Origin of the sequence: Azonexus sp. IMCC34839, from assembly GCF_047047955.1 — a bacterium.
Classification (GTDB): Bacteria; Pseudomonadota; Gammaproteobacteria; order Burkholderiales; family Rhodocyclaceae; genus Azonexus.
In genome coordinates this window covers 1,685,271-1,709,459 of sequence record NZ_CP150631.1, presented here as the reverse complement: position 1 = coordinate 1,709,459, position 24,189 = coordinate 1,685,271, and the positions used below count along the sequence as shown (strand labels likewise).

Here is a 24,189-nt window from a genome sequence, read left to right as displayed (position 1 = left end):
TTCCATGACAATGACCATTAAATCGATCAGGGAAGTTTTCTCCGCGCAGCGCTACACGCGCACACGTGACACAGTAAAGCTCGACGAATACCAAGCTCCGACAACTGGGCAGTTCCTTTACATGTACAAGGAACGCGACTTTTCGTCGTCAGTTCAGGTCGTGATCCATCCAGCACTGAAACTTGAGCCTTACCTTGCATTGCCTGGCATCATCTGCCCCAAACCCGATCAATTCCGCCATGGCAGCAATATGCGCGAATTTCCGAAGCGGAAGAATAGGGGCGAGAGCGAAGTCCCGTATGGCCGAGCACTGGAAGTCAATTCACTGGAGGCGTTAGCTCGCTTTCTTCAAATCTTTGACACCCCGGCTGGCGGCGAACGCGAAGGCACAGAACTGCCGTCTCGACTCACAGCCATCGAGCTGGAAAACTTTAAGGGCGTTGGCAAGCGTGTGCGCATTGACCTCGCACCGATCACGCTACTCTTCGGCGCCAACAGTGCTGGCAAGAGCACCATTCTCCAAGCCCTGCAATACGTTCGCGAGGTACTGGAGCGTCGAAATGCCAACCCAGATCGTACGCTCTACGGTGGCGATTTCGTCGATCTGGGCGGTTTCCACAACCTGGTCCACCAGCATGACGAAGGCAAGACAATTGCCATCAAGCTTGAGCTTCAACTGAACCGGGCTGACCTGCCCGAATTGGTTCCGGAAGCCTTTGACGATTGGCAGAACGTCGATGCCGAGGTGTGGGATCTCTACGAGTTGCTGCAGGAAACCCGAAATCGCACCGAATCCGTTAGTGTCGAGCTGAAGATTGGCTGGAGCTCGATTCGACAGGCGGCTATCGTTCGAGGCTACGAGGTGGGAGTCAACGGTGCCATGTTGGCCAAGATTGAGAGCCAGGCAGACGGTAAGGATTCCTCAATTCAGATCAATCCGAGAAATCCCGTCTTTACTCGCTACCGCAATCAGGAGGAAATCGACAGCGCAAAGCAGTTACTTGCAGATTTAGATGGCCTTGCAGATACGCCTGCACCGAACGACAGCGTCACTGAATCTGACGACGAAGATGACGAGGCCTATTCGATCTGGCCGCAAATCACCGGCACTCTGTCCGATGCCGACGTCGAACGCCCTGGCCAAGGATTTCGTCAGTGGTTGAACAATGTTGACGGAGCTCTGCCGGCACTCGCTCCGTTACTGTACGTTCCATCCGGAGATGCCAAGGGTGCCACAGCTGTCTACTTGGCACGAGAGCTGACAGCCTTCCTGACCACGGTGATCGTTGGCCCCGGTGTGTTGATTCGGGACCAGCTACGCAAACTGCGCTACCTTGGTCCGATTCGCAATGTGCCCAAGCGTGACTTCGAGGCAGCACTAACTCCTGACGAAGCCCGCTGGGCCGACGGTACAGCCGCCTGGGAGGCCCTGCTCAACGGCAATGAATCGCTGGTTGATGAGGTCAGCCGATGGATGGCCGACGAAGATAAGTTGGCAACGGGTTACGAAGTTGCTCGTCGTAAATTCAAGGAAATCGATGTTGGAACGCTCAACTGGCTGATGCGCGCTGCTGACCCCGATGCGTCAGTCAGGCCCGAGCCCCAATTATTGCGACAGGTTGAGGCGGCAGCGGAAAAACAGCGTATTGAGCTGCTGGATCCTGACAGTGGTAACCCCTTCCAACCCCGCGATGTCGGCATCGGTATTTCTCAGGTATTACCGGTTGTGGTTGCGGCGCTGGAACCATCCGCAGCTTTGGTGGCTATTGAACAGCCTGAATTACATATCCACCCGGCGGTGCAGGTGGGGCTGGGTGACCTTTTCGTTAAAGGTGCCAAGGAGCATGGAATCAATTTCCTTGTTGAGACGCACAGCGAACATCTGATCTTGCGCTTGCTGAGACGAATTCGCGAAAACACAGAGAATGAAGTGCCGCCAGGTGCTATCGGCATCGTGCCGGCAGACGTTGCCGTGATTTATGTTCAATCGACAGAATCTGGCGTTGAGCTGGTCCCGCTTCCGATCGACGACACCGGCGAGTTTACGACCCGCTGGCCCAAAGGGTTCTTCGACGAGCGCGCAGAGGAACTGTTCTGATGATCAAGGAATTCGCGCTTGAGCCGGATGTACTGGCGACTTCATTTCGCGACTTTAGCTACTTCATCGAGAAGTTTGGGGTGGCGCAGGGGCGGGTAATTTCACGCTTTCCGAAAGACTGGAAGAAAATGGTCTATCAAGCCGCGCAGGCCAACTTGCGCGGCACGCGAGAGCTCAGCCGGATCGAAATTAGGCTCAAGGAGATTAAAGACGATGTATTGCTTGAGTCCCGACGCCCTGGTGGTGACGGAGCTCAACCTTGGCAAAGCAGAGCCCTTGCCGAGCACGCTAGCCTACCGTTTTCTGGAATCATTGCCCTTGATAACCCAACAGCACATCCTGATGTAATGATCTCCGTAGATTTGGATGGTGCCGATCCACGGTTTCAGGCGTTTGGCCAACGGCATATCAATCGTACGTCAAACGAGATAGTCGATTGCGTGGGCTTACTATTGGATCGAGCTAAGACCGTAAAGCTGATTGATCCCCATTTCAATCCAACCAGAGCGCGCTGGCGGCGAATGCTCGGTCTTGTCTTGGCTCGATTGAAGAACAACGGCCAGGCAGGCGTCACATTGGAAATCCACCGTTCTGACGATGGCACTTTACCTGCCAACATGCAGAGTTACTTTGACTCGACGATCCCCAATATTCGACCTGCAGGCGTCTCAGTTCAGGTATTCCTGCATCCATTGGCCGCAATGCACAATCGTTTCATCCTCACTAATGTGGGAGGCGCCTCTTACCACACTGGTTTGGATGATAATGAAGATGGCAACTCCACTCCCACAGACTTAGTCTCGTTGCTGAGTGCAGATACATTTTCGACGGAATGGGCAACCCACTCTGGTCATGCAGCTTTTCGGATTTATTTATAATTTGGCACTGCATCAGTGTGAACGGCCGGTTAATCAAGCATTTCAGACTGACTCGGGCCAAAAACTGTATGACTTCTATGGCCGATATCCCGTCTCATGTCAGCGTCAAAAGGCGGCACCTCAGCCTTTGCTGTTACATCGAAGGGCGCGATTTTTATCTGATTTCGATTGTTTCGAGGGACTGATGGGGTTTGATCAAGCGGGCCCGCGCTCTGGGGGGGGCAATGCGCTCTCGCTTACTTCTGTAGGTGTGGATTGTTCAATGTGATTAGGAGCAATTACCCCGCGATTCAATGGCTCCCCCCGTTTGGTCATCCGGTCAAATGAAAACACGTGCTCCCGTGGGTGTTCTTCACAACGCCCGACGATTCGTCGAGGAAAGTCCGGTTCACCTCGATCAAGTTTAATCATCCACCCACAGACCGGGCAGATCGATGTGTAGCGCTGTACGAGAATCGTACTGTCTTCATCGGGGTTCCTGGATCGATTGATTTCTACCGTCGCGCCAAACTCTTTGATGGCCAGCATCCAGTCCGGTGCAATCAAAATCCGGTCTTCAAACAGCCTGAAGATATCCCGAAAATGCCAGTAGGCACCGATGGGCATCCCAATCGCCATTGAGATCACCACTAGTTCCTGGCCTGACAGGGGGGGCTTGCTGTACCAGAGGAGCACCCATAGTAATAAGTCGAAGAGGGTAAAAGCGAGCAGAAACACTAGCTGCCACGTGACATAGCTGTACCGCTTGAATGGTGTCCAGCGAAGTCCTGTGCTGAAGAAAAGCTTTCCGGGCCAGGAGAGCTTGAGTGACAGGTCACGTTTGTATCGAATCGACTGCTTGGGTAGCTCTTCTTCAACGCCTGTTTGTTCGTTGCTGGAGGCCGGAGCTGGCGTTATCTCAATGCGGTAGTACGCCGGTTTGCCGTGATCCTTTTCGAGTCTCGGGTAGATGGTGAGACCTGCACGGCGACACTCTTCGATCAATGTGGGCTCGATTTCGGGATAGTGGCGTTCCTCTATCTCATTCCAGATCGGACTGAGCCAGCCGGATGGTTGCTGCTTCGGGTTGCCGCCAAGGTCGAGATAGATAGCCTTGGTCGAAATCCGTGGCACACCATTTCCCTCGTCGAGGGATTGCATCGTCTGAGAGGCCAGATAGGTGATAACTTTTCCTGCCCAGGACTGCTTTCTATCGAGTGGGATTGCCCCAATCAGGATCGCACAAAGCCTCCGGTAGTCATCCAGGCTTATATCTTCCGTGGCTTGGTTAACCGACTGATCTAAAACAACTTCATCCAGCATTAACTAATCCTCAAATGACTTGATCTGACTATTGCGCAGGTTTGGCACGGCCTAGTTTGGTTCCGGTTTTCCAAGGAGATCGAGCAAATGAAGGCAGATGCAAAACCTAAACATGGTATTCCATTTGGATGGCATGTTCCTACTCAACGGATGATGACGGCGAGAGAAGTTGCAAACGGAAGGGGGTGTGAATGCGTATGTATCTCCTGTGGCGCTAGGTTGAAGTCCCGGCAGGGGGATATCCGGATCTGGCACTTCGCCCATGATGAAGAGACGGAATGCCAGCATGCACCGGAGGCTGCCATCCATCGTATGGCCAAGCAGTTGATTGTTGAGCGGGGGGGCTTGTTCGTTCCGGGACTGGAACGCTCTCGTGAGATACATGGGAAGCGTCGAGTCTGGAGTGAGACGATTTCGGTAACCGTCCAGGCCGAGGGTTTCCAGAACCTTCAAGATTGCGTTGAAGAGAAGAGCGTAATCGGGGCAGAAAGTAATGGTGCATATCGCCGTCCCGATGTATTGGCAACACTGGATGGTTGCTCTCTGGCTATTGAGGTCAGAAACACCCATGCAGTTGATTTCGAGAAGCAGCAATGGCTTGAACGGATCGGTCACTCCGTTCTGGAAATATCCGTAGCGGATCTTACTCTGCTACCCCCGGATGAAATTGTGGATGCGCTTGCAGTCCGGTTATTCGAATCCGCTGATTTTTCTGAGTGGCTGGTACATGCCAAGGAAAAAGAAGCACAGGAGGTACTGGATTGCCTAGAGGGGCAGGTTCGTGCGGCACATAAAAGCGAGGAAGATGCACTAATTGCCCGATTTGAGGCAGATGAAGCGGAAGGAAAGCGAAAGGATGAAGCCAGAAAGCGGTTTCGGGATATTGAGGATTTCAAGATTGGGCTAGGTCGATGCACAATCCGCCTAGGTCGCAATGATCAGCGCGTCTCTCTCAAAGCCTATGGTTATGCGCCAGACGATGTATTTGATGGGCTAAAGCAGCTCGCAAGAAAACACAATGGGCAGTTTAACGGGCGTGGTCGTTGTTGGGAGTTCTATCGATATTCGGGAACTGAATCGTTTTTCAAACAACTAGGTGTCGAGTTGCAGCAGGTTTGTATTGAGCGGTTCTGTGCTGTGCCACCGAGTGATGCCCCGTCCCTAAATGAAAGAAGGCTACCTGAAGCTGTCGTGGAACAGCCCTCTCTTGTCCATTTTCAGGATGAGACTTTGCAAGAGGTTTTCGATGAGCGTGCGGCTATTTTTGAGTTTGAGGCGCTCTTGCTGAGGCCCAAAGCGGAGGCTAAGGCACTGGCATTCGTTTCGGAGCGTTTGCATAGGAGCAGGGAATGAATGCCATCAGGGTTTTAGTGGCAGCTAGTCAGCGCAGTGCACTCGATTTCGGCCAAAGACCATAGGGAGCGTGTCAGGAAGTTTACCGTGCCCGGTCACGCCATATTTTGAAGGCTCCCATTGCTTGGGTAGTGGCCAGTGTGGCTCGTCTTTTTCGATACAGCAAAATTTCGTACGAACGATATTGCGCCCTTTTCTCTACCGCGGTGAGGATACTGCCAAGCGGCTGCGTACGAATGCTTCGAAAGGTGCGGGGGGACGTCGGGCGCGCGCGAAATTCTCAGCATGCTCGATCACAAGACCAAGGTGCCTGCTGCAGAACACAGTTTTCTTCGTGTCGTGGCTGACTTCTTCGAGTCGCTGAGTGGGCTGTTCGAGGTGGCACAACGTGGTGCCAGGAGAGCTAAAGCTCAACGGGAAGCTGAGTCTAAGGTTCGACGGGAGCTTGATATAGAGAATACCGTTCGAACGATATTTGGCGAGCCCATTGATCCGGAAAAGGTGTGGGCAATTTCGTCTGCTTTGTTGGTGTGTTCTTCTCTTGAGTATCGGGCGGCTGAAGCCAGCCGGCTGGGCGTAGATAGTGTGTTTTTCTCCATGGATCGTGCTAGCGAACTGCAAGCAGCACTTAAAGGCAACAACATCCCTCGTGCTGCAGCGTTAGTTGCGGAGACGCGTTTATCGCTTGAAGAGCAGGGGAAGCGGACAATATATCGAGGGAAGACTTATTACGACCTTGGATGGCGTGATATCGAGTATTTTCGTTCGAACGAAAATACTCCAATCCCCAAAGCAGAGGGTGTCAGCAACCCATAGGGTGGCATTGCCGAATTTCGTGGTCCTTAGGGGGTAAAGGAGGCTCTCGGCCTGCCTCGCCTTGCTGGCGGTTGTTCGATGGCGTGGCTAGGTTGGATACCAAACAGCCTGTCTTCCCAAGCGCGGAAGGTCTCGGGGTGCCAGTAGACTCGTCTTCCGAGCGCAATTGGCTTGGGCAGAGTGCCATCTGCAATAAATGCGTCAATTGTCCTTTTTGAAACGGACAGTAGTGCTGCTGCATCCTCTTTGGTAATCAGTTTATGGGCTAGGTTACGGTCCATTATGGGTCTCTCCAAAGATCAGTATAGAGACCCTGATGGCATTAAATTTCAAATATATGTGCCGATGCCTATATCATTTTATATGACGATTCTGTGCTCCAATCGTGCTCCAATGCTCCAAAAAATCGTGCGTTTTGTTGCATGCTGTTGCGCGTTGGTGCACAATAGGTGTCTGATTTTACGTGGTTTTTATTTCGGTGCCGTATGGCAAAAAGTGGCCAAAACGGGTTCGGGACGCAGGGGTCGCATGTTCGAATCATGTCACTCCGACCAAAAACGATTAAGCTTACGGTTTTCCGTAAGCTTTTTTTGTTTGTGGCTCAGCGACCATGGTGACTTCCTGAGGCGACGATGAAATACCTGTTGCTGTTCGCACTGCTCGGAATGGTTTGGTTCCTCATCGCCAAACGTAGGCCCGTTTCTTCCGAACGCAATTCTCCCTCAGCAAAGGCTGAGGAAAAGATGCTCACTTGCGCGTTCTGCTCTGTGCACTTTCCAGAGAGTGATGGGGTCACTGGGAGTGATACCAAAGCTTATTGTTGCGAAGAGCACCGGCAACGGGCACAAAGCAACGGGGCGCAATGACCGACTGGTTGTCATCGACCTGGGAGGCCAATTGGCGCTCCTTTCAGTATTTCAACCTGTATCGCCTGGTTTTGGCCATCCTTTTCTGGTTGGCCGTATTATTCCCTCATGAGTGGACCGCCCGCCTGAATCTTCTACCGAATGTTTTCACATTCGGATTGAACACTGCCTACATGCTGGCGGTTGTTTCGGGCTTGCTCTTTTCCCTGCATTGGCAGCATCGATTCAATGCCCAGCTGACCCTGCAGGTCTGTGTCGATGTAACCATGGTCGCCGCCCTGCTCTATCTGACGGGCGGTGTAAAGAGCGGGGTCAGTATCCTGTTGTTGGTTTCGCTGGCAGCGGCCAGTTTGGTTGGGCGCGGCCGTTTGGTGCTGTTTTATGCGGCACTGGCGACGGTTGCGATGCTGTTGGTTCAGACGGTTGGGATACTGAACGGCATCTTTGAGGAATCCTCGATCGTTCAGGCAGGTTTGATCTCAGCGGGTTTTTTTGCGACGGCGATCTTGGCTCGTTTGCTCGGGCAGCGTGTGATGATCAACGAGGATCTGGCTCGTCGGCGGGGAGAGGCGCTGGAGAACCAGATACGAATCAGTCAGCAGGTGGTCGAGCGCATGCAGGATGGTGTCTTGATCGTCGCTACCGATGGTACGGTATTGCGTAGCAATCCGGTGGCTCAGGAAATGCTCGGTGACCTTGGGCAAACGGCAGCGAGATTCGAGGCTTTCGGCGAGGCCTTGGCGAGTTGGCAAACGGTCCGGCGCGAGGACCCGTGTCCGATACGAGCGCAGGATGGTCGAGAGTTGGAGGCCCGTTTCGTTCCGACGACAAGCAGTGATGGCGAAATCCTGGTGTTTCTCGAGGATATCGGTCGGGTCAAGGAACAGGCGCAGCAATTGAAACTCGCTTCGCTGGGGCGTTTGACGGCGAGTATCGCGCACGAAATCCGCAATCCCTTGTCCGCGATCAGTCATGCCGGGGAACTGCTGCGCGAAGAGCGCCGGGGTGATATGCAGGATCGCCTGCTGCGCATCCTTAACGACAATATTCTTCGCCTGGACCGTATCGTTCAGGATGTCCTGCAGCTGGGCCGCCAAAATCGCGCCCTGCCCGAGCGCGTGGCGCTCGATGAGTTTTGCGCTGGCTTCGTTGAGCATTTCAATGCCGGTGAGGGGCTGGCAGACGATGTCGTGACGCTCATCGTGCCGGCCGGTTTGAGCCTTTGTTTCGATCGTGCCCATTTGAATCAGGTGTTGTGGAATCTTCTGGGAAACGCTGTCCGACATTCTTCCCGCGGCCCTTCGGCGGTACGCTTGGAATGCCGTGCGGCGCAATCCGAGGGGAGGGTAGAATTGCATGTCATGGACGATGGCCCGGGGATTGCCGAAAGCGTTCGCGAACAGATATTCGAGCCCTTTTTCACAACGCATCACCAAGGGACGGGCCTGGGTTTGTATATCGCGCGGGAGCTGTGTCATGCCAACGGCGCTAGTCTGGAGTTGGCTGCTTCGGAGAGTGGAGCGCATTTCGTCGTAGCGGGGAGAAACGATACGTGTCACTAGTCAGAACCGAACGCCGGCCACGCGGCGAAATGAATCGCGTACTGGTCGTCGATGATGAAGCGGATATCCGGGAGCTGATCGACTTGACCTTAGCCCGCATGGGCTTGGCGGCGGAGTGCGTCGGTTCGGTCGGGGAGGCGTTGGCAGCGCTGGGCGAAGGAGCTTTCCAGCTATGCTTGACCGACATGCGTCTGCCGGATGGCGAAGGCTTGGAGATCGTGCGCCACATCACCGAGCATTATCCGCAGACGCCGGTGGCCGTCATTACCGCCTACGGCAGTGCCGAAAATGCCGTAGCCGCGCTCAAGGCAGGCGCATTCGACTATCTGGCCAAGCCGGTCGGTCTCGATCAGTTGCGGGCTCTGGTCAAATCAGCGCTGCGCTTGCCGGAAGGCGGGCAGGAAAACGATCCGCTACAGTCGCTGATTGGCGATTCGCCGAGCATGCAGCAGGTGCGGGCAATGATCGAGAAACTCGCCCGTAGTCAGGCGCCGATCTATATTTCCGGCGAGTCGGGGAGCGGCAAGGAGTTGGCAGCGCGTTTGGTCCATAGCCGCAGTTCGCGCAGTGCCGGCCCCTTTGTGCCGGTGAACTGTGGCGCTATCCCAGAAAACCTGATGGAGAGCGAATTCTTCGGCTATCGCAAGGGGGCTTTTACCGGTGCCGACAGCGATCGCGATGGTTTTTTCCAGGCCGCCAACGGTGGTACCTTGTTCCTCGACGAAGTCGCCGACCTGCCGCTGGCCATGCAGGTCAAGCTGTTGCGCGCCATTCAGGAAAAGCGTGTGCGCAAGGTGGGGAGCGTCACCGAGGAGCCGGTGGACGTGCGCATCATTTGCGCTACCCATCGCAATCTGCGCGAATGCGTAGACAAAGGCAGCTTCCGCCAGGATCTCTACTATCGCTTGAACGTGATCGAGTTACGCATGCCGCCACTGCGTGAGCGTCTGGAGGATATTGCACCGTTGGTCGAGGCGATACTTCGCCGTCTGGGCGGAGAGCATCATCCGGTGCTGACCTCGGATGCCATGCGGGCCTTGGAGCAGTATCCCTTCCCGGGGAATGTGCGTGAACTCGAGAATATCCTCGAGCGCGCCTTGGCCCTCTGCTCGGGTGAAAGCGTCGAAACTGACGATCTGCACCTCGAACCGGAGGAGTGCTCGGCTGCCGACGGCGACGGCGAGGGGCGTGGTAGCGAGACGCTGGACGACTATCTCAATCGACTTGAGCGTCAGGCGATTCTCGAAGCCTTGCAGAAGACGGATGGCAACCGCACGGCCGCGGCGCGCCTGCTCGGTGTGACCTTCCGGTCCATGCGCTATCGTCTCGAACGGCTCGGCATCGAATGATGCCCTGGAGCGAGGGCGGCTGGCTGGATGGGGTGAGTTGGCTCGCCTCGCCAAACCATGGTGAGCGGCCGACGGGCGCCGAAGTGTCTCTGGTAGTCATCCATAACATCAGCCTGCCGCCGGACGAGTTTGGCGGCGATTGGGTCGAGGATTTTTTCCTGAATCGCCTCGATGCTGCGGTGCACCCCTATTTTTCGACAATTTCCGGGCTGCAGGTATCGGCACATTTTTACGTGCGGCGCGACGGTCGCATTGTCCAGTTCGTTTCCTGCGACCGCCGCGCCTGGCACGCCGGACAGTCGATCTGGCGTGGCCGGGAAAACTGCAACGACTATTCGGTGGGTATCGAACTGGAGGGCTCGGATTTTCAGCCTTATGCGCCGGCCCAATATGAGGCCTTGTGGGCTCTGCTCGACGCCCTGCGTCAACGCTATCCGATCGCCGCGATCGCCGGCCACTGCCATGTCGCGCCGGGGCGGAAGACCGACCCCGGTCCGCACTTCGACTGGGCCGCGCTCAGGGCGCGCTATGGCGAACTGGATTTACCGACCGAGGTAACGGGCTAGGCGGGCAACGGCTTCGGTGAGTCGTTCGACCGAGGTCGTGTAGGCAAAGCGGATGTGTTTCTCCGGCTGGTTGGCGCCGAAGTCCAGTCCGGGGGTTGCCGCAACGCCGGCCTCCTCCAGCAGGTCGCGAGCAAATGCGAAGCTGTCGGTGCATAGTGCCGAGCAATCGCAATACAGGTAGAAAGCACCTTCCGGGCGTGCGGTGATCTTGAAGCCAAGCGCTTCCAGTGCAGGGGCAAGCATGTCGCGACGACGGCGGAATTCGGCGCGACGCTCTTCGAGCAAGGTGATGGTGTCGGGTTCGAAGGCGGCGAGCGCCGCATACTGGGCGGGTGTTGACGGGCACAGTACGAGGTTCTGCGCCAGCTTTTCGACATCGCGCACGAAGGCTTCCGGCACGACCATCCAGCCGAGACGCCAGCCGGTCATCTGGAAATATTTCGAGAAACTGTTGATGACCCAGATGTCGTCGCCGGCGGCGCAAGCCGTGGGTGCATCGGTTTCGTAGGTTAGTCCGTGGTAGATCTCGTCGACCAGGAAATGGCCGCCGAGGCTACGGCAGGTGTCGGCCAGTGCAGAGATTTCATCCAGTGAGAGCAGGGTGCCGGTCGGGTTGGCCGGCGAGGCGACGAGCAGGCCCGAGGTGCGTACGTTCCAGACGTGCCGTACCTGCGCCGGTGTCGGCTGGAAATTGCTCTCCGGGCCGACAGGAATGGCGCGCGGAACGCCTTCGTAGGTGCGCAGGATGTGGCGATTGCACGGATACCCTGGGTCGGCCAACAGCCATTCGCTGCCCGGATCGGCCAGGCAGGCAAAAGCGAGGTTGAGCGCACCGGAAGCGCCGTTGGTGACGACGATGCGCGATGCCGGTACGGCCACGCCGTACCGTTCGCCGTAGAAGCAGGCAATCGCCTCACGCAGCTCAGGCAGACCGAGCGCCTGGGTGTAGAGCGTTTTTCCGCTTTTTATCGCGTGCACCGCAGCATCGGCGATTTGTGGCGGCGTCGGGAAATCCGGCTCGCCCACTTCCATGTGGATGATGTCCCGGCCCTCGGCTTCGAGTTGGCGGGCGCGGGTGAGCAGTTCGACGACGTGGAAGGGCGCGATGTCGTCGAGTCGGGTGGCGGAGTGCAGCGTCATGGTGTGCCTCAAAGAAAAACGGCTACCCGCAGGTAGCCGTTCATTATCGCTTAGGCGCGAATGCCTGGGATCAGGCAGCGTCCTTGAACAGCGACATTTCGAACAGCTCGCGCTTCAGGTTGAATTCCTTCGGCAGCTTGTCGCCCATCTTGTCGAACCACTCCTTGTGGCCGGCCAGTTCGGCCTTCCAGGCGTCGGCATCGATGGTGGTCAGGGCTTCGAACTCTTCCTTCTTGATGTCGAGGCCGTTCCAGTCGATGTCTTCGAACTTCGGCATCCAGCCCAGCGCGGTTTCCTTAGCGGCGACGGTACCCTTGCAGCGCTGAACGATCCACTTCAGGACGCGCATGTTGTCGCCGAAGCCCGGCCACATGAAGTTGCCGTCGGCATCCATGCGGAACCAGTTCACGCAGAAGATCTTCGGGGTGGCATCGACGGTCTTGCCCATCTTCAGCCAGTGGTTGAAATAGTCGCCCATGTGGTAGCCGCAGAAGGGCAGCATGGCGAACGGGTCGCGACGGACCACGCCTTGCTGGCCGAAGGCGGCAGCAGTGGTTTCGGAACCCAGGGTAGCGGCCATGTAGACGCCGTAGTTCCAGTTGAAGGCTTGGTAGACCAGCGGCACGGTAGTGGCGCGACGGCCGCCGAAGATGAAGGCGGAAATCGGCACGCCGGCGGGGTCTTCCCAGGCAGCGTCAACGGACGGGCACTGGTTGGCCGGGGCGGTGAAGCGCGAGTTGGCGTGAGCTGCCTTGCGGCCGGCCTTGCCGTCTTCCGGCGTCCAGTCCTTGCCTTGCCAATCGATCAGGTGAGCCGGGGCTTCCTTGGTCAGACCTTCCCACCACACGTCGCCATCGTCGGTCAGCGCGACGTTGGTGAAGATGATGTTTTCCTTCAGGGTGGCCAGGGCGTTGTAGTTGGTCTTCTCGGAGGTGCCCGGGGCAACGCCGAAGAAGCCGGCTTCCGGGTTGATCGCGTAGAAGCGGGTGACGCCGTCCTTGTCGACGCGCGGCTTGATCCAGGCGATGTCGTCGCCGATGGTGGTGATCTTCCAGCCGTCGAGGGTCTTCGGCGGAATCAGCATGGCGAAGTTGGTCTTGCCGCAAGCCGACGGGAAGGCAGCAGCAACGTAGGACTTTTCACCTTCCGGCGATTCGACGCCGAGGATGAGCATGTGTTCGGCCAGCCAACCCTGATCGCGAGCCATGGTCGAGGCGATACGCAGGGCGAAGCACTTCTTGCCGAGCAGGGCGTTGCCGCCGTAGCCGGAACCGTAGGACCAGATCTCGCGAGTTTCCGGATAGTGCACGATGTACTTGACGGTCGGGTTGCACGGCCAGGCCACATCCTTCTGGCCGGCTTCCAGCGGGGCGCCGACGGTGTGAACGCAGGGCACGAATTCGCCATCGGTGCCGAGCACGTCGAACACCTTGGCACCCATGCGGGTCATGGTGCGCATGTTGACCACGACGTAGGCGGAGTCGGAAATCTCGACGCCGATGTGGGCGATTGGCGAACCGAGCGGGCCCATCGAGAACGGGATGACGTACATGGTGCGGCCCTTCATGCAGCCCTTGAATAGGCCGGCGAGGGTTTCGCGCATCTTCTTCGGGTCTTCCCAGTTGTTGGTCGGACCGGCGTCTTCCTTGTTTTCAGAGCAGATATAGGTGCGGTCTTCAACGCGCGCCACGTCGGACGGATCGGAGAAGGCCAGGTAGGAATTCGGGCGCTTCTGTTCGTTGAGCTTGATCAGGGTGCCGGCCTGGACCATTTCGGCACACAGGCGGTCGTATTCTTCTTGCGAGCCATCAGCCCAGTAGATGCGGTCAGGCTGGGTCAGTTCGGCGATCTCGGCGACCCATTTTTTCAGGCCTTCGTGCTTGACGTAATCGGGCGCATTCAGCGGTGCGGTCATGGCGGTGTGTCTCTCTCTAAGTTACTGAAATAGCTACGTTTCACGCCAGTCGCCGGGAGCTGCCACCAAGACTGCGAGCGGCTGAGAGGCCGTCGGCTGGGAAGCCCGTAATTATGCATCAAATTAGGGTAAACATCTACTTGACTTTGCAGGCCTACGTGTTTTCCGATAGCACGAAATTTAGGCGTTCACATGCTATTATCTTCCGCGATCCGAAACTGAATTTCACGATATAAAACGGAGGCAAACATGGATTCCAGGCAATTGCGCGAGTCCGCGCTTTTCTATCACCGCAATCCGAAACCAGGCAAAATCGCGGTCACCCCCATCAAGCAGCTGACCAACCAGTACGACCTGTCGCTGGCCTACTCGCCGGGCGTCGCCTACGCCTGTGAGGAAATCGTCGCTGATCCTGGCGAAGCCAGTACCCTGACCTCGCGTGCGAATCTGGTCGGCGTCATCACCAACGGTACCGCCGTCCTCGGCCTGGGGCCGATCGGCCCGCTTGCCGCCAAGCCGGTAATGGAAGGTAAGGGCGTCCTGTTCAAGAAGTTCGCCAACATTGATGTGTTCGACCTCGAAATCGACGAGCGCGATCCGGACAAGCTGATCGACACCATCGCCTCGCTGGAACCGACCTTCGGCGGTATCAACCTGGAAGACATCAAGGCGCCGGAGTGCTTCTACATCGAGAAGAAGCTGCGCGAGCGCATGAAGATTCCGGTCTTCCACGACGACCAGCACGGTACGGCCATCGTCGTCGGCGCGGCCATCCTCAACGGGCTGCACCTGATCGGCAAGGATCTGACCAAGGTCAAGATCGTCACTTCCGGCGCCGGGGCTGCCGCACTCGCCTGTCTCGACTTGCTGGTGATGCTTGGCGCGCCGGTCGAGAATATCTGGGTCACCGATATCAAGGGGGTGGTCTACGAAGGTCGCGTCGAGGAAATGGACGAGATCAAGGCGCGTTATGCCAAGAAGACCGATGCCCGTACCCTGGGCGAAGTCATCGAAGGGGCTGATGTTTTCCTCGGCCTCTCCGCGGGTGGTGTCCTGAAGCCGGAAATGGTGGCCAAGATGGCCGCCCGGCCGGTAATCATGGCACTGGCCAATCCGACCCCGGAAATTCTGCCGGAGCGCGTCAAGGAAGTGCGCGACGACGCAATCATCTGCACCGGCCGTTCGGACTACCCGAATCAGGTCAACAACGTGCTGTGCTTCCCCTTCATCTTCCGCGGTGCGCTTGATGTCGGTGCGACGACCATTACCGAAGAAATGAAGATGGCGGCCGTCAAGGCCATCGCCGAACTGGCACGCGCCGAGCAATCGGATGTGGTCGCTTCGGCCTATGGAGAGAAGGTCTCCGGCTTCGGCCCGGAATACCTGATTCCTAAGCCTTTCGACCCGCGCCTGATCGTCAAGATTGCGCCGGCAGTCGCCAAGGCTGGTATGGATTCCGGTGTGGCGACCCGTCCGATCCAGGACTGGGATGCCTATCTGCAGAGCCTGAATGAATTCGTCTACCACTCCGGCATGATCATGAAGCCGGTCTTCTCGCAAGCGAAACTGGTGCCCAAGCGCATCGTTTTCGCCGAGGGCGAGGACGAGCGCGTGCTGCGTGCCGTGCAAGTCGTGCGTGACGAAGGTATCGCCTGGCCGATCCTAATTGGCCGCCACGCCGAGATCAAACGGCGCATCGAGGCTTCCGGCCTGCGCTTGCGCGAAGGCGAGGATTACGAAGTCGTCCACTCCGATAACAGCCCGTTCTTCGACGAGCATTACGAAGAATTCTGGACGACCTACCACCGCATCATGGAACGCAAGGGCGTGTCGCCCGACTATGCACGCCGCGAGGTACGCCGCCGTAACACCCTCTATGGCGCGCTGATGGTCAAGCTCGGTTACGCCGATGGCCTGATCTGCGGCACCTTCGGTCGCCACGAAACGCACCGCGAGTATGTGCAGAACGTGATTGGCACCCGCCAGGGACTGGATCGTTATTACGCGATGAACCTGCTGCTGCTGCCGGGGCGCACCGTCTTCATCGGTGATACCTACGTCAATTACGACCCGACCGCCGAGCAGTTGGCCGACATGACCCTGCTCGCTTGCGAGGAAATTCGTAACTTTGGTATCACGCCGAAGGTGGCACTGCTGTCGCACTCGACTTTCGGCACCGAAAATACCCCGACGGCCGAGAAAATGCGCGAGGTACTGGCAACCCTGAATCAACGGGCGCCGGAGCTCGAAGTCGAGGGGGAAATGCACGGCGATGCTGCGCTTGATGAGCATATCCGCCTGAAGGCCTTCCCGAATTCGCGTCTGAAAGGTCAGGCCAATCTGTTGGTGATGCCGACGCTCGATGCAGCGAACATCTCGTTCAACCTGCTGAAGGTGGCGGCCGGCGACAATTTGACGGTCGGTCCAATCCTCTTGGGGGCCGCTAAACCGGTCAACATCCTGACACCGACGGCAACGGTTCGCCGGATCGTCAACATGGTGGCACTGACGGTGGTCGATGCTGACTAATTTTTGGCTTTAAGTTTTTGTTGTATCTATCTATTTTTATTGAAATCTCCATCTCTCCTGCTAAACTTGGCTACAATGCGTCGATGCTGGCAGGAGAGATGTGAATGAAGCAGAAAATCAAGACGGTTCTACTGGTCGGGGCGCTGGTCGGCGCCAGTCTGCAGGCGCCTGTACTTGCCGCCCAGAGTAAAAAGGAACCGGTGCATTCCGCCAAGAAAGCGCCGGCCTCCGGCAAATCCACGGTGCGTGCGGCTGCGGGCAAGCAGAACGTCGCTAAATCAGCGAAATCGACCAAATCCGATTCACGCGTTGCCGCCAAACCGGCGGTTTCCAAGATGGCTGCTGCCGAAAGTGCGCGCAAGCCGATCCGTCGTGTTTCGACCAATTTTGACGACGATGCGGGTCGTCTGGCGCTCTATTCCGCCTCGGCCTTGGTGATCGACCAGGCCACTGGGCATGCCATCGTTGAAAAGCAACCGAATGCAGTGACGCCAATTGCCTCGATTTCCAAGCTGATGACGGCGATGGTCGTGCTCGATGCCAAGCTGGATTTGCAGGAAGTGATTTCCATCGGCGATGAGGACGTAGATACGCTGAAGGGCACGCGTTCCCGGCTACCGGTGGGGACGACCATGACGCGCGAGACGGCCATGCTGCTGGCCCTGATGTCTTCCGAAAACCGCGCAGCGCATGCCTTGGGCCGCCACTATCCGGGCGGGATGCCGGCCTTCGTGCAGGCAATGAACAAGAAGGCGCAGGCGCTGGGCATGTACAACTCGCGCTTTGAGGAGCCGACCGGCCTGTCGAGCAACAACGTGTCGACGGCGCACGATCTGGCACGCATGGTGACGGCGGCAGCGCGTTACCCGGAAATCCGCCAATATTCAACGACGGCTGAGGCCAAGGTCGAACTGAATGGCCGTATCCGCGACTTCCACAACACCAATGCGCTGGTGCGCAGCGACAACTGGGAAATCGGCGTCTCCAAGACCGGTTACATTTCCGAAGCGGGGCGCTGTCTGGTCATGCAGGCGCGTGTGGCGGATCGGCCGGTGGTGATCGTGCTGCTCGACTCGAACGGCAAGATGACCCGCGTCGGTGACGCCAACCGTATCAAGCGCTGGATGGAAAGTGCCGGACTGGTGCAGGAGCGTCGTCCGGCCTGATCGGCAAGTTACTCGAACAAAAAAGGCCGCTGCAAGCGGCCTTTTTTATTGCTGTGCCTTCAGGTTATTTGCGCGGCCCCGTGTAACCGAGGGCGTGCGACACTTCGTCCGCCGTCTGGCGCACCTGGCGGGCCCACTCCGGATCATGGCGATCGGCCGGAGCGGAGACGGAAAGCGCGGCGACGATATGACCTTCATCGTCGTAGATTGGCGCAGCGACGCACTTGAGGCCGAGCTCGGCTTCTTCATCGTCGTAGGCGATGCCGTGGCGGCGTACCTTGTCGAGTTCTTTTTCCAGGGTTTCCAGCGTGGTCAGCGAATGCGGGGTCTTGCCCGGCAGGCCCGTACGCTTAGCGTATTCGCGCACTTTCTGCTGACCTTCGGCGGCGAGGAAGAGCTTGCCGAGGGAGGTCAGGTGCAGCGGGGCGCGGCCGCCAACGAGGTAAACAACGCGGACCAGCGAGCGGCCCGACGAGGTGCGTTCGAGATAGACGATTTCGTCGTCGTGGCGGGCGCCGAGGTTGATCGCTTCGCCGATCTTCTCGTGCAGTTCCTGCATGAAGGGCAGGGCGACCTCGCGCAGGTTGATGCGCGATTTGACGATGTTGCCCAGTTCGAGCAGGCGGATGCCGAGGCGATAAGTGCCGGCGTCTTGACGTTCGACAAAGCGTGCGGCGCTCATGGCTGCCAGAATGCGGTGCGCGGTCGACGGATGCAGTTCGGTGGCGCTGGCCAGTTGTTTCAGGCTGGCCGGATCCGGCGACGCGGCAAGCGCATCGAGCAGCGACATCATGCGTTCGATGACCTGAATGGATCCGGGATTCTTGGCGGACCCGGTGGCGGTCGCACTGGCGGCTTCTGACAACTGGATTCCTTTATTGGTGCTGTTTGAGTAGCATTGGCTACTTTTTTATGTTCTTGTGCGGCGCAATATTAGCATGCGCGTAGCTCTCTACGTTACCTGTCTCGTCGATCTGATGCGTCCATCGGTCGGCTTTGCTTCCCTTCGTCTGCTCGAAGCCGCCGGCTGCGAGGTCGTCGTGCCGCCGGGCCAGACCTGCTGCGGCCAGCCGGCCTGGAGTGCCGGCGAGCGCACTGCTGCGGTGCACCTGGCAAAAAAGGCGATTTCTGAGCTGGAAGGCTACGACTACGTGGTCGTGCCGTCAGGTTCGTGCACCGACCAGATTCGCAATGTTTATCCGCGACTCTTCGCCGATGATGCGGCCTGGGGGGGGCGCGCCAAGGCCTTGGCCGCGCGGACTTACGAGCTGACGACTTTCCTGGCTGAGGTGGCCAAGTTGGAACAGGCACCCGGCCATTTCGAGGGTTCGGTCACCTATCACGACTCCTGCAAGGGCTTGCGCGCCCTAGGAATCAAGCGTCAGCCGCGCGAACTGATGATGAAAGTCAGCGGGCTGGAGCTGAAGGAAATGGCCGAATGCGAAGCCTGTTGCGGTTTCGGTGGCGCTTTTTCGGTCAAGTTCGGCGAGGTGTCGACGCAGATCGTCGATCGCAAGTGCGACTCCATCGCCGAACAGAAGGCGGATGCGGTGGTTGGCGGCGATCTCGGTTGCCTGATGAATATCGAAGGCCGCTTGCGCCGGCGCGGCGACGAAACGACGCGCGTGCTGCATATCGCCGAAGTGCTGGCTGGAGGCTCCTGATGCGTTCGCAGGCCATGTTCTTCCAGGCGCGCGCCGCCGAAAAAGTGCGTAATCCGGTGCTGCAACGCGCCTTGCAGAAAGCCAAGCCGCTTTTTGTCGGCAAGCGGGCCAAGGGCATCGCGGCGCTGGCCGAAGATGGATTGGCTTTCGAGCAGATGCGCGACGCTACCGAGGCGATCCGCAACCGCACGCTGCAGGACCTTGACGTCTGGCTCGCCCTGTTCGAAGAAAAGGCCAGGGCAACCGGAGCAGAGGTGCTGTGGGCGCGCGATGGCGAGGAGGTTGCCCGTCTGGTCGTCGATATTGCCCAGCGTAACGGTGTCCACAAAGCGACCAAGTCGAAATCGATGCTGTCCGAGGAGGCCGGGCTGAACGAGGCGCTGGCCGAAGCCGGCATTCGTCCGGTGGAAACCGATCTTGGCGAATACATCGTTCAGCTGGCTGGTGAAGCGCCATCGCACATCATCGCGCCGGCCGTGCACAAGACCATTCAGGAAATCGAGGCGCTGTTCGCCAAGGAGCACAAGCGGCCGGTGCAGCAGCGCACGTCGGACGATATTCCGGACATGACGCGTGAGGCGCGCGAGGTACTGCGCCAGCATTTTCTCAGTGCCGAAATGGGCATCACCGGCGCCAACTTCCTGATCGCCGAGACCGGCACGGCTGCTCTGGTGACCAACGAAGGCAACGGCCGCATGGTGACGAGCCTGCCACGCGTGCATGTGGTCGTCACCGGCATCGAGAAGATCGTGCCGACGCTGGAGGACTTCGCCACGCTGATGCGCCTGTTGCCGCGCTCGGCCACCGGCCAGACCATCTCGAACTACGTCTCGCTGCTCACCGGCACGCGGCGCGAGGGCGATGGCGAGGGGCCGGAGAAGACGATCTTCATCCTGGTCGATAATGGCCGGGCCAATCTGCTCGGCTCGGACTATCAGGACATGCTGCGCTGCATCCGTTGCGGCGCCTGCATGAACCATTGCCCGGTCTATTTTTCGCTCGGCGGCCACGCCTATGGCTGGGTTTATCCGGGGCCGATGGGTTCGGTCCTGACGCCGCTCTACACCGGCATCGAGAATGCGCTCGATCTGCCGCATGCCAGCACCGGTTGCAACCAGTGCGGCAGCGTTTGCCCGGTGCGCATTCCCTTGCCAACCCTGATGCACCATTTGCGCGAGGAGCAGGTCGAGCGCGGCCTGCGCCCGTGGTCAGAGCGGCTGGCGTTCAAGGCCTGGGCCTGGCTGGCCGGCAAGCCAGTGCTGTACCGCGCCTTCAGCCGCTTTGCCCGGCGCTACCTGAACTGGCTGGCCGGCGATGAAGGGCGCATCCGCATCCTCGGCATGGCCCCGGGGTGGACCAGCGGGCGCGACTTGCCGGCGCCGGCGACCAAGACATTTCACGAACTATATGCAGCAGCAAGGAGAGATTGAACATGGAATTTTCCGCTGAAGGCCCGATGGCCATCCCGATGTGGGTTAACGGCCACGCCTTTTTGTCGGTCGGCGATGCCTTCTACGACGTGGTCAATCCGGTCACCGGCGAGGCCCTGCGCCGCGTGCCGCTGTGCGGCGCGAGCGAGGCCGAGGAAGCGGTCGCCGCCGCCCGCGCGGCGCAGCCGGAATGGGCGGCCATGGGCCTGGCGGCACGTCAGGTCTGCCTGGGTAAGCTGGCCGACGGGGTGGATCGCTACATCGGCCATTTCGCCAAGCTGCTGACGCAGGATCTCGGGCTGACCGAGGAAGCGGCGACGGCCGATGTGCAGGCCGCCGTCGACGCCTTGCGCGGCATGGCCGTGGGCGAAACCGGGGTGGCTGGCCTGGTGATCGATGCCGACCGGCCGCTGGTGCGCGCCGCCAAGGCCTTGGTGCCGGCCTTGCTCGCCGGCGGTACGGTGGTCGTCAAGCCGAGCCCGAAAGCGCCGTCGGCGGTGTTCGCGCTGTGCGAATTGACCTCGCGCGTCGAATGGCCGGCGGGGGTGGTTAACCTGCTGCAAGGCGACACCGCTGCCGTCACTGGCCTGTGTGGTGCGCCGGTTGATCGCATCGTTTATGCCGGCCAGCCGGAACTGGGCAAGCAGGTGAAGATGCTGGCCGAAGCCAGCGGCAAGACCTTCGCCGAGGCGGCGTTCTGATGCGCATCGTCCAGCTCGAAGGCGAGTCCATCATCGCCGATATGCGGCGACCGGGCTTCGTTCACGACTGGGTCGAGTACCCGAAGACCGCGTCGGCCGATGTGGTCGAACGACTGCGCGGAGCGAGCGTGGCGATTACCAACAAGGTGCCGATCGACGCTGCTGCGGTGCACAGCCTCCCAGAGCTAAAAATGATCGCGGTGTCGGCCACCGGCACCAATAACGTCGACCTCGCCGCCTGCCGCGAGCGCGGTATCGTCGTCTCCAACATCCGCGGCTATGCCGAGCGCACCGTGCCCGAGCACGTCATGGCGCTCTTGCTGGCCCTGTCGCGCAACCTGGTGGCCTGGCGCGAGAGCCTGCTGGCCGGGCGCTGGCAGCAGTCGGAGCAGTTCTGCCTGTTCGATCATCCGATTCGCGACCTGCATGACTCGACCCTGGCCATCGTCGGCAGCGGCAGCCTGGGCAATGGCGTGGCGCGATTGGCCGAAGCCTTCGGCATGCGTGTCTGGCGGGCCGAGCGCAAGGGGGCGGCGACGGTTCGTCCCGGCTACGTCGCTTTCGAGCGGGGGCTGGCCGAAGCCGATGCGATCAGCCTGCATTGCCCGCTCAATGACGAAACGCGTGGCCTGTTCGGTGAAGCCGAGCTGCGTGCGATGAAACCGACGGCGCTGCTGATCAACACGGCGCGCGGCGGCATTGTTGATGAAGCGGCGCTGATCCGGGCGCTCAAGGAAGGCTGGATCGGCGGTGCCGGTTTCGACGTGATTACCGCCGAGCCGCCGCCAGCCGGGCACGCTATGGTCGATCCGGCCTTGCTGGCGCTGCCCAATTTCCTGCTCACTCCGCACGTCGCCTGGTCCAGCCGCCCGGCCATGCAGGCCCTGGCCGATCAGTTGATCGACAACATCGAGGCTTGGGCAGCGGGCGAGCCGAGGAATCGCGTCGCATGAGCGCGCGGGACGAAATCCTCGAGCGCGTCCGGCGCGGCGTCGGCAAGGGTGACTTTGCCGGACGACGCGCTGCCGCTGAGCGTTACATGGCGGAGCGCAAGCTTGGGCCGCAACCGACGATGAACGGCGATCTGGTCAGCCGCTTTCGGGAGAAAGCCGAAAGCCTGGCGAGCACGGTCGCAACTGTTGCCGATCTGGTTTCGGCGGCGGGCGAGGCCGCGCGTTACCTGAAGGAAAATGCACTGCCAAACGCGGCCGTGATCGCGCCAGAGCTGGCTGATATCGCCTGGGCCGAGGCCGGTCTGACGGTAGCGGCGCGTAGCGCGGTCGATGCCGACGCTGTTGGCATCACGGGCTGCTTCTGTGCCGTTGCCGAGACTGGTACGCTGATGCTGCTGTCGGGGGCGGCCACGCCAGCCACGGTGAGCCTGCTGCCGGAAACGCATATCGCCCTGGTGCCGACGGATCGCATCGTCGCCACGATGGAAGAGGCTTTCGCACTATTGCGTGCCGAGCGCGGCGAATTGCCGCGTGCCGTCAATTTCATTTCCGGGCCGTCGCGTACCGGCGACATCGAACAGACTATCGTGCTTGGCGCACACGGGCCGTGCCGGGTGCATTTGATTTTGGTGGGCGACAAGACAACAATGAGTGCGCGTGATCTTTGGCGAGCACTGACAGAGGCAAGCCCCGATAGGTGTTCACGACTATTCCCTCTGGTCGGTGTACCGGTTGGCTCTGCAGATTATTTGATCAATCGACTTCGCGTACTGCTGAGAAATGCAGGGATAGCAGACGGAAGATGCGGCTATGTCGGAAATCCGTATGAAAAGCTAGTCGAGGATTATGTGATGGTGCTCGCTGCAGCGGAAAAAATCGCACTTCTTCATGCCACGGTTGTTTGAACCAGGTGAATAAGTAGCGCTCAGTTCATGGGTATTCTGCAAGTGTGCCCTCTTCGCACCGGCGATATGCCCGATATTCATTTAAAACCCCGCCTTGGCGGGGTTTGTCTTTTAGGCGGTTGCCGAGGCCTTGCGCAGCAGGCCGTACAACTCGTCTTTCAGCGCCAGTTTCTCTTTCTTCAGGGCTTCGATCTCGTGATGGGTGGCATGTTCGATATGCGCTTCCAGATTCTTGATCTTCTGGTCCAGATCGTTGTGCTTGTCGAAGACGTTGAGGAAATGGCGGTCGGAGGTTTTCAGTTGAGAGATCAGGTCGCGGTATTCTGGAAACATAGGCGAAGTCGTCAAGGTTGATTAAGAACGCTTCCACGCTAGCACCGATTTTTTTGCCGCGTATTGTCCTGAGTCAACAATCGGCGCGTTCGCTTGTCCGGGCTTACAATGGCGCACCGACGCGCTTGCGCCGCATATGAACCTTTGGAGAACAGCATGACCATCCGCTTTGCCGTGCGCGGCGACCATATCCAGCTCGACCAGTTGCTCAAGGCCACTGGCTTGTGCGAATCGGGCGGGGCGGCGCATGCGGCCATCGCCGAAGGTCGGGTCAAGGTCGATGCTGCGGTGGACACGCGCAAACGGGCAAAATTGCGGCCCGGCCAGGTAGTGAGCTTCGAGGGCGAAACGGTGGAGCTCGTTGTCGAGGACTAATCCCGACTGCGGCTCAACACTTCGGCGGCGATGATTTCGACCTGCGTCGTTTCTTCGTTGCTATCAAAGGTGCTGCGTTCGCCGAAATAGATCAGGAACTGCGATTCGGTGAGTTCCTCTTCGGCCAAGGTCGGTAGGCGTCTTTCCGTGCGTCGCCGCCGTTCGCGCCAGCCGCTCGGCGGCCCGAAGTCACTATGCCGGCGATCGTTGGTGCACCGGCGATTTTCCTTGTTTTGCATGACGCCCTCCCATTCTTGTCTGGCTCAGGAGTGTCTCGACCATGCAGCT

General features: G+C 58.9%; 23 protein-coding genes. 16 read left to right on the top strand and 7 right to left on the bottom strand.

The features are described 5' to 3' along the window. Positions 1–4 precede the first annotated feature (4 nt). Positions 5–2,098 (top strand): DUF3696 domain-containing protein, encoded by a 2,094-nt coding sequence (locus tag WIF35_RS08375; RefSeq protein ID WP_412481109.1) that lies wholly within the window; start codon positions 5–7, stop codon positions 2,096–2,098. Beyond that, the gene (locus WIF35_RS08370) at positions 2,098–2,976 is read left to right on the top strand and encodes a hypothetical protein (protein WP_412481108.1); all 879 of its coding nucleotides are present in this window, start codon (positions 2,098–2,100) and stop codon (positions 2,974–2,976) included. Before WIF35_RS08375 ends, WIF35_RS08370 begins: the two co-directional genes overlap by 1 nt. 195 nt (positions 2,977–3,171) lie before the next feature. Here WIF35_RS08370 and WIF35_RS08365 read toward each other — a convergent pair whose 3' ends face one another. Beyond that, on the bottom strand, positions 3,172–4,278 hold the full coding sequence (locus WIF35_RS08365) for a hypothetical protein (RefSeq protein ID WP_412481107.1): 1,107 nt from the start codon (positions 4,276–4,278) through the stop codon (positions 3,172–3,174). Between the two features lie 87 nt (positions 4,279–4,365). Here WIF35_RS08365 and WIF35_RS08360 point away from each other — a divergent pair, with 87 nt between their 5' ends. Both WIF35_RS08360 and WIF35_RS08355 read left to right on the top strand, forming a co-directional pair. Then, entirely contained in the window at positions 4,366–5,631 is a 1,266-nt protein-coding gene (locus WIF35_RS08360; protein WP_412481106.1) for a competence protein CoiA family protein, read from the top strand. A gap of 285 nt (positions 5,632–5,916) precedes the next feature. Continuing rightward, complete coding sequence (locus WIF35_RS08355) at positions 5,917–6,447, top strand: hypothetical protein (RefSeq protein WP_412481105.1); 531 nt, start codon at positions 5,917–5,919, stop codon at positions 6,445–6,447. 26 nt (positions 6,448–6,473) lie between these two features. Here the strand turns inward: WIF35_RS08355 and WIF35_RS08350 are convergent, their stop codons facing one another. Then, entirely contained in the window at positions 6,474–6,728 is a 255-nt protein-coding gene (locus tag WIF35_RS08350) for a helix-turn-helix transcriptional regulator (protein WP_412481104.1), read from the bottom strand. Between the two features lie 351 nt (positions 6,729–7,079). Between WIF35_RS08350 and WIF35_RS08345 the strand changes: the two genes are divergently transcribed. From WIF35_RS08345 to ampD, 4 genes are all read left to right on the top strand, one after another. Next, positions 7,080–7,313: a PP0621 family protein gene (locus tag WIF35_RS08345; protein WP_412481103.1), complete on the top strand. Its 234-nt coding sequence runs from the start codon at positions 7,080–7,082 to the stop codon at positions 7,311–7,313. Positions 7,314–7,579: 266 nt separating this feature from the next. Further along, positions 7,580–8,875, top strand: coding sequence for a sensor histidine kinase (locus WIF35_RS08340; RefSeq protein ID WP_412481102.1), 1,296 nt, complete (start codon positions 7,580–7,582; stop codon positions 8,873–8,875). Next, positions 8,866–10,224: a sigma-54-dependent transcriptional regulator gene (locus WIF35_RS08335; protein ID WP_412481101.1), complete on the top strand. Its 1,359-nt coding sequence runs from the start codon at positions 8,866–8,868 to the stop codon at positions 10,222–10,224. The genes WIF35_RS08340 and WIF35_RS08335 overlap by 10 nt, the downstream gene beginning before the upstream one ends. Further along, the gene (ampD, locus tag WIF35_RS08330; RefSeq protein WP_412481228.1) at positions 10,224–10,790 is read left to right on the top strand and encodes a 1,6-anhydro-N-acetylmuramyl-L-alanine amidase AmpD; all 567 of its coding nucleotides are present in this window, start codon (positions 10,224–10,226) and stop codon (positions 10,788–10,790) included. Before WIF35_RS08335 ends, ampD begins: the two co-directional genes overlap by 1 nt. Here the strand turns inward: ampD and WIF35_RS08325 are convergent. Beyond that, positions 10,767–11,930 carry a pyridoxal phosphate-dependent aminotransferase gene (locus WIF35_RS08325; protein WP_412481100.1) on the bottom strand — a complete coding sequence of 388 codons (1,164 nt, stop codon included), beginning with the start codon at positions 11,928–11,930 and terminating at the stop codon, positions 10,767–10,769. The genes ampD and WIF35_RS08325 overlap by 24 nt on opposite strands. Positions 11,931–12,000: 70 nt before the next feature. Then, positions 12,001–13,845 (bottom strand): phosphoenolpyruvate carboxykinase (GTP), encoded by a 1,845-nt coding sequence (locus WIF35_RS08320; RefSeq protein ID WP_412481099.1) that lies wholly within the window; start codon positions 13,843–13,845, stop codon positions 12,001–12,003. A gap of 249 nt (positions 13,846–14,094) precedes the next feature. Here WIF35_RS08320 and WIF35_RS08315 point away from each other — a divergent pair, with 249 nt between their 5' ends. Both WIF35_RS08315 and pbpG read left to right on the top strand, forming a co-directional pair. After that, positions 14,095–16,374 (top strand): NADP-dependent malic enzyme, encoded by a 2,280-nt coding sequence (locus WIF35_RS08315; RefSeq protein WP_412481098.1) that lies wholly within the window; start codon positions 14,095–14,097, stop codon positions 16,372–16,374. 104 nt (positions 16,375–16,478) lie between these two features. Further along, complete coding sequence (gene pbpG / locus WIF35_RS08310) at positions 16,479–17,540, top strand: D-alanyl-D-alanine endopeptidase (protein ID WP_412481097.1); 1,062 nt, start codon at positions 16,479–16,481, stop codon at positions 17,538–17,540. A 64-nt stretch (positions 17,541–17,604) separates the two neighbouring features. Here pbpG and WIF35_RS08305 read toward each other — a convergent pair whose 3' ends face one another. Beyond that, positions 17,605–18,333, bottom strand: coding sequence for an IclR family transcriptional regulator (locus tag WIF35_RS08305; RefSeq protein WP_412481227.1), 729 nt, complete (start codon positions 18,331–18,333; stop codon positions 17,605–17,607). 145 nt (positions 18,334–18,478) lie between these two features. Between WIF35_RS08305 and WIF35_RS08300 the strand changes: the two genes are divergently transcribed. From WIF35_RS08300 to WIF35_RS08280, 5 genes are read left to right on the top strand one after another with little or no spacing between them, the layout of a single operon-like run. Then, the gene (locus tag WIF35_RS08300; protein ID WP_412481096.1) at positions 18,479–19,204 is read left to right on the top strand and encodes a (Fe-S)-binding protein; all 726 of its coding nucleotides are present in this window, start codon (positions 18,479–18,481) and stop codon (positions 19,202–19,204) included. Next, a complete protein-coding gene (locus WIF35_RS08295) occupies positions 19,204–20,634 on the top strand; it encodes a LutB/LldF family L-lactate oxidation iron-sulfur protein (RefSeq protein WP_412481095.1) in 1,431 nt (476 codons plus the stop codon). Before WIF35_RS08300 ends, WIF35_RS08295 begins: the two co-directional genes overlap by 1 nt. A gap of 2 nt (positions 20,635–20,636) precedes the next feature. Continuing rightward, positions 20,637–21,335, top strand: a complete 699-nt coding sequence (locus tag WIF35_RS08290; protein WP_412481094.1) for an aldehyde dehydrogenase family protein — start codon at positions 20,637–20,639, stop codon at positions 21,333–21,335. Beyond that, positions 21,332–22,288 (top strand): D-2-hydroxyacid dehydrogenase, encoded by a 957-nt coding sequence (locus WIF35_RS08285; protein WP_412481226.1) that lies wholly within the window; start codon positions 21,332–21,334, stop codon positions 22,286–22,288. Before WIF35_RS08290 ends, WIF35_RS08285 begins: the two co-directional genes overlap by 4 nt. Beyond that, the gene (locus tag WIF35_RS08280; protein ID WP_412481093.1) at positions 22,285–23,193 is read left to right on the top strand and encodes a LutC/YkgG family protein; all 909 of its coding nucleotides are present in this window, start codon (positions 22,285–22,287) and stop codon (positions 23,191–23,193) included. Before WIF35_RS08285 ends, WIF35_RS08280 begins: the two co-directional genes overlap by 4 nt. 111 nt (positions 23,194–23,304) lie before the next feature. Here the strand turns inward: WIF35_RS08280 and WIF35_RS08275 are convergent, their stop codons facing one another. Next, on the bottom strand, positions 23,305–23,526 hold the full coding sequence (locus WIF35_RS08275) for a YdcH family protein (RefSeq protein ID WP_412481092.1): 222 nt from the start codon (positions 23,524–23,526) through the stop codon (positions 23,305–23,307). Between the two features lie 156 nt (positions 23,527–23,682). On the opposite strand from WIF35_RS08275, the gene WIF35_RS08270 reads away from it, so the two are divergent. Then, positions 23,683–23,901 carry an RNA-binding S4 domain-containing protein gene (locus tag WIF35_RS08270; RefSeq protein WP_412481091.1) on the top strand — a complete coding sequence of 73 codons (219 nt, stop codon included), beginning with the start codon at positions 23,683–23,685 and terminating at the stop codon, positions 23,899–23,901. Here WIF35_RS08270 and WIF35_RS08265 read toward each other — a convergent pair. Then, complete coding sequence (locus WIF35_RS08265) at positions 23,898–24,140, bottom strand: hypothetical protein (RefSeq protein WP_412481090.1); 243 nt, start codon at positions 24,138–24,140, stop codon at positions 23,898–23,900. The two genes, WIF35_RS08270 and WIF35_RS08265, sit on opposite strands and share 4 nt — an antisense overlap. Positions 24,141–24,189: the final 49 nt, after the last annotated feature.

Coding starts and splice junctions, on each gene's coding strand:
- WIF35_RS08365 (WP_412481107.1), bottom strand. CDS start 4,278: ATGCTGGATGAAGTTGTTTTAGATCAGTCGGTTAACCAAGCCACGGAA.
- WIF35_RS08315 (WP_412481098.1), top strand. CDS start 14,095: ATGGATTCCAGGCAATTGCGCGAGTCCGCGCTTTTCTATCACCGCAAT.
- pbpG (WP_412481097.1), top strand. CDS start 16,479: ATGAAGCAGAAAATCAAGACGGTTCTACTGGTCGGGGCGCTGGTCGGC.
- WIF35_RS08295 (WP_412481095.1), top strand. CDS start 19,204: ATGCGTTCGCAGGCCATGTTCTTCCAGGCGCGCGCCGCCGAAAAAGTG.
- ampD (WP_412481228.1), top strand. CDS start 10,224: ATGCCCTGGAGCGAGGGCGGCTGGCTGGATGGGGTGAGTTGGCTCGCC.
- WIF35_RS08290 (WP_412481094.1), top strand. CDS start 20,637: ATGGAATTTTCCGCTGAAGGCCCGATGGCCATCCCGATGTGGGTTAAC.
- WIF35_RS08280 (WP_412481093.1), top strand. CDS start 22,285: ATGAGCGCGCGGGACGAAATCCTCGAGCGCGTCCGGCGCGGCGTCGGC.
- WIF35_RS08345 (WP_412481103.1), top strand. CDS start 7,080: ATGAAATACCTGTTGCTGTTCGCACTGCTCGGAATGGTTTGGTTCCTC.
- WIF35_RS08325 (WP_412481100.1), bottom strand. CDS start 11,930: ATGACGCTGCACTCCGCCACCCGACTCGACGACATCGCGCCCTTCCAC.
- WIF35_RS08360 (WP_412481106.1), top strand. CDS start 4,366: ATGAAGGCAGATGCAAAACCTAAACATGGTATTCCATTTGGATGGCAT.
- WIF35_RS08305 (WP_412481227.1), bottom strand. CDS start 18,333: ATGATGTCGCTGCTCGATGCGCTTGCCGCGTCGCCGGATCCGGCCAGC.
- WIF35_RS08270 (WP_412481091.1), top strand. CDS start 23,683: ATGACCATCCGCTTTGCCGTGCGCGGCGACCATATCCAGCTCGACCAG.
- WIF35_RS08265 (WP_412481090.1), bottom strand. CDS start 24,140: ATGCAAAACAAGGAAAATCGCCGGTGCACCAACGATCGCCGGCATAGT.
- WIF35_RS08340 (WP_412481102.1), top strand. CDS start 7,580: ATGGTCGCCGCCCTGCTCTATCTGACGGGCGGTGTAAAGAGCGGGGTC.
- WIF35_RS08300 (WP_412481096.1), top strand. CDS start 18,479: ATGCGCGTAGCTCTCTACGTTACCTGTCTCGTCGATCTGATGCGTCCA.
- WIF35_RS08375 (WP_412481109.1), top strand. CDS start 5: ATGACAATGACCATTAAATCGATCAGGGAAGTTTTCTCCGCGCAGCGC.
- WIF35_RS08350 (WP_412481104.1), bottom strand. CDS start 6,728: ATGGACCGTAACCTAGCCCATAAACTGATTACCAAAGAGGATGCAGCA.
- WIF35_RS08370 (WP_412481108.1), top strand. CDS start 2,098: ATGATCAAGGAATTCGCGCTTGAGCCGGATGTACTGGCGACTTCATTT.
- WIF35_RS08320 (WP_412481099.1), bottom strand. CDS start 13,845: ATGACCGCACCGCTGAATGCGCCCGATTACGTCAAGCACGAAGGCCTG.
- WIF35_RS08355 (WP_412481105.1), top strand. CDS start 5,917: ATGCTCGATCACAAGACCAAGGTGCCTGCTGCAGAACACAGTTTTCTT.
- WIF35_RS08275 (WP_412481092.1), bottom strand. CDS start 23,526: ATGTTTCCAGAATACCGCGACCTGATCTCTCAACTGAAAACCTCCGAC.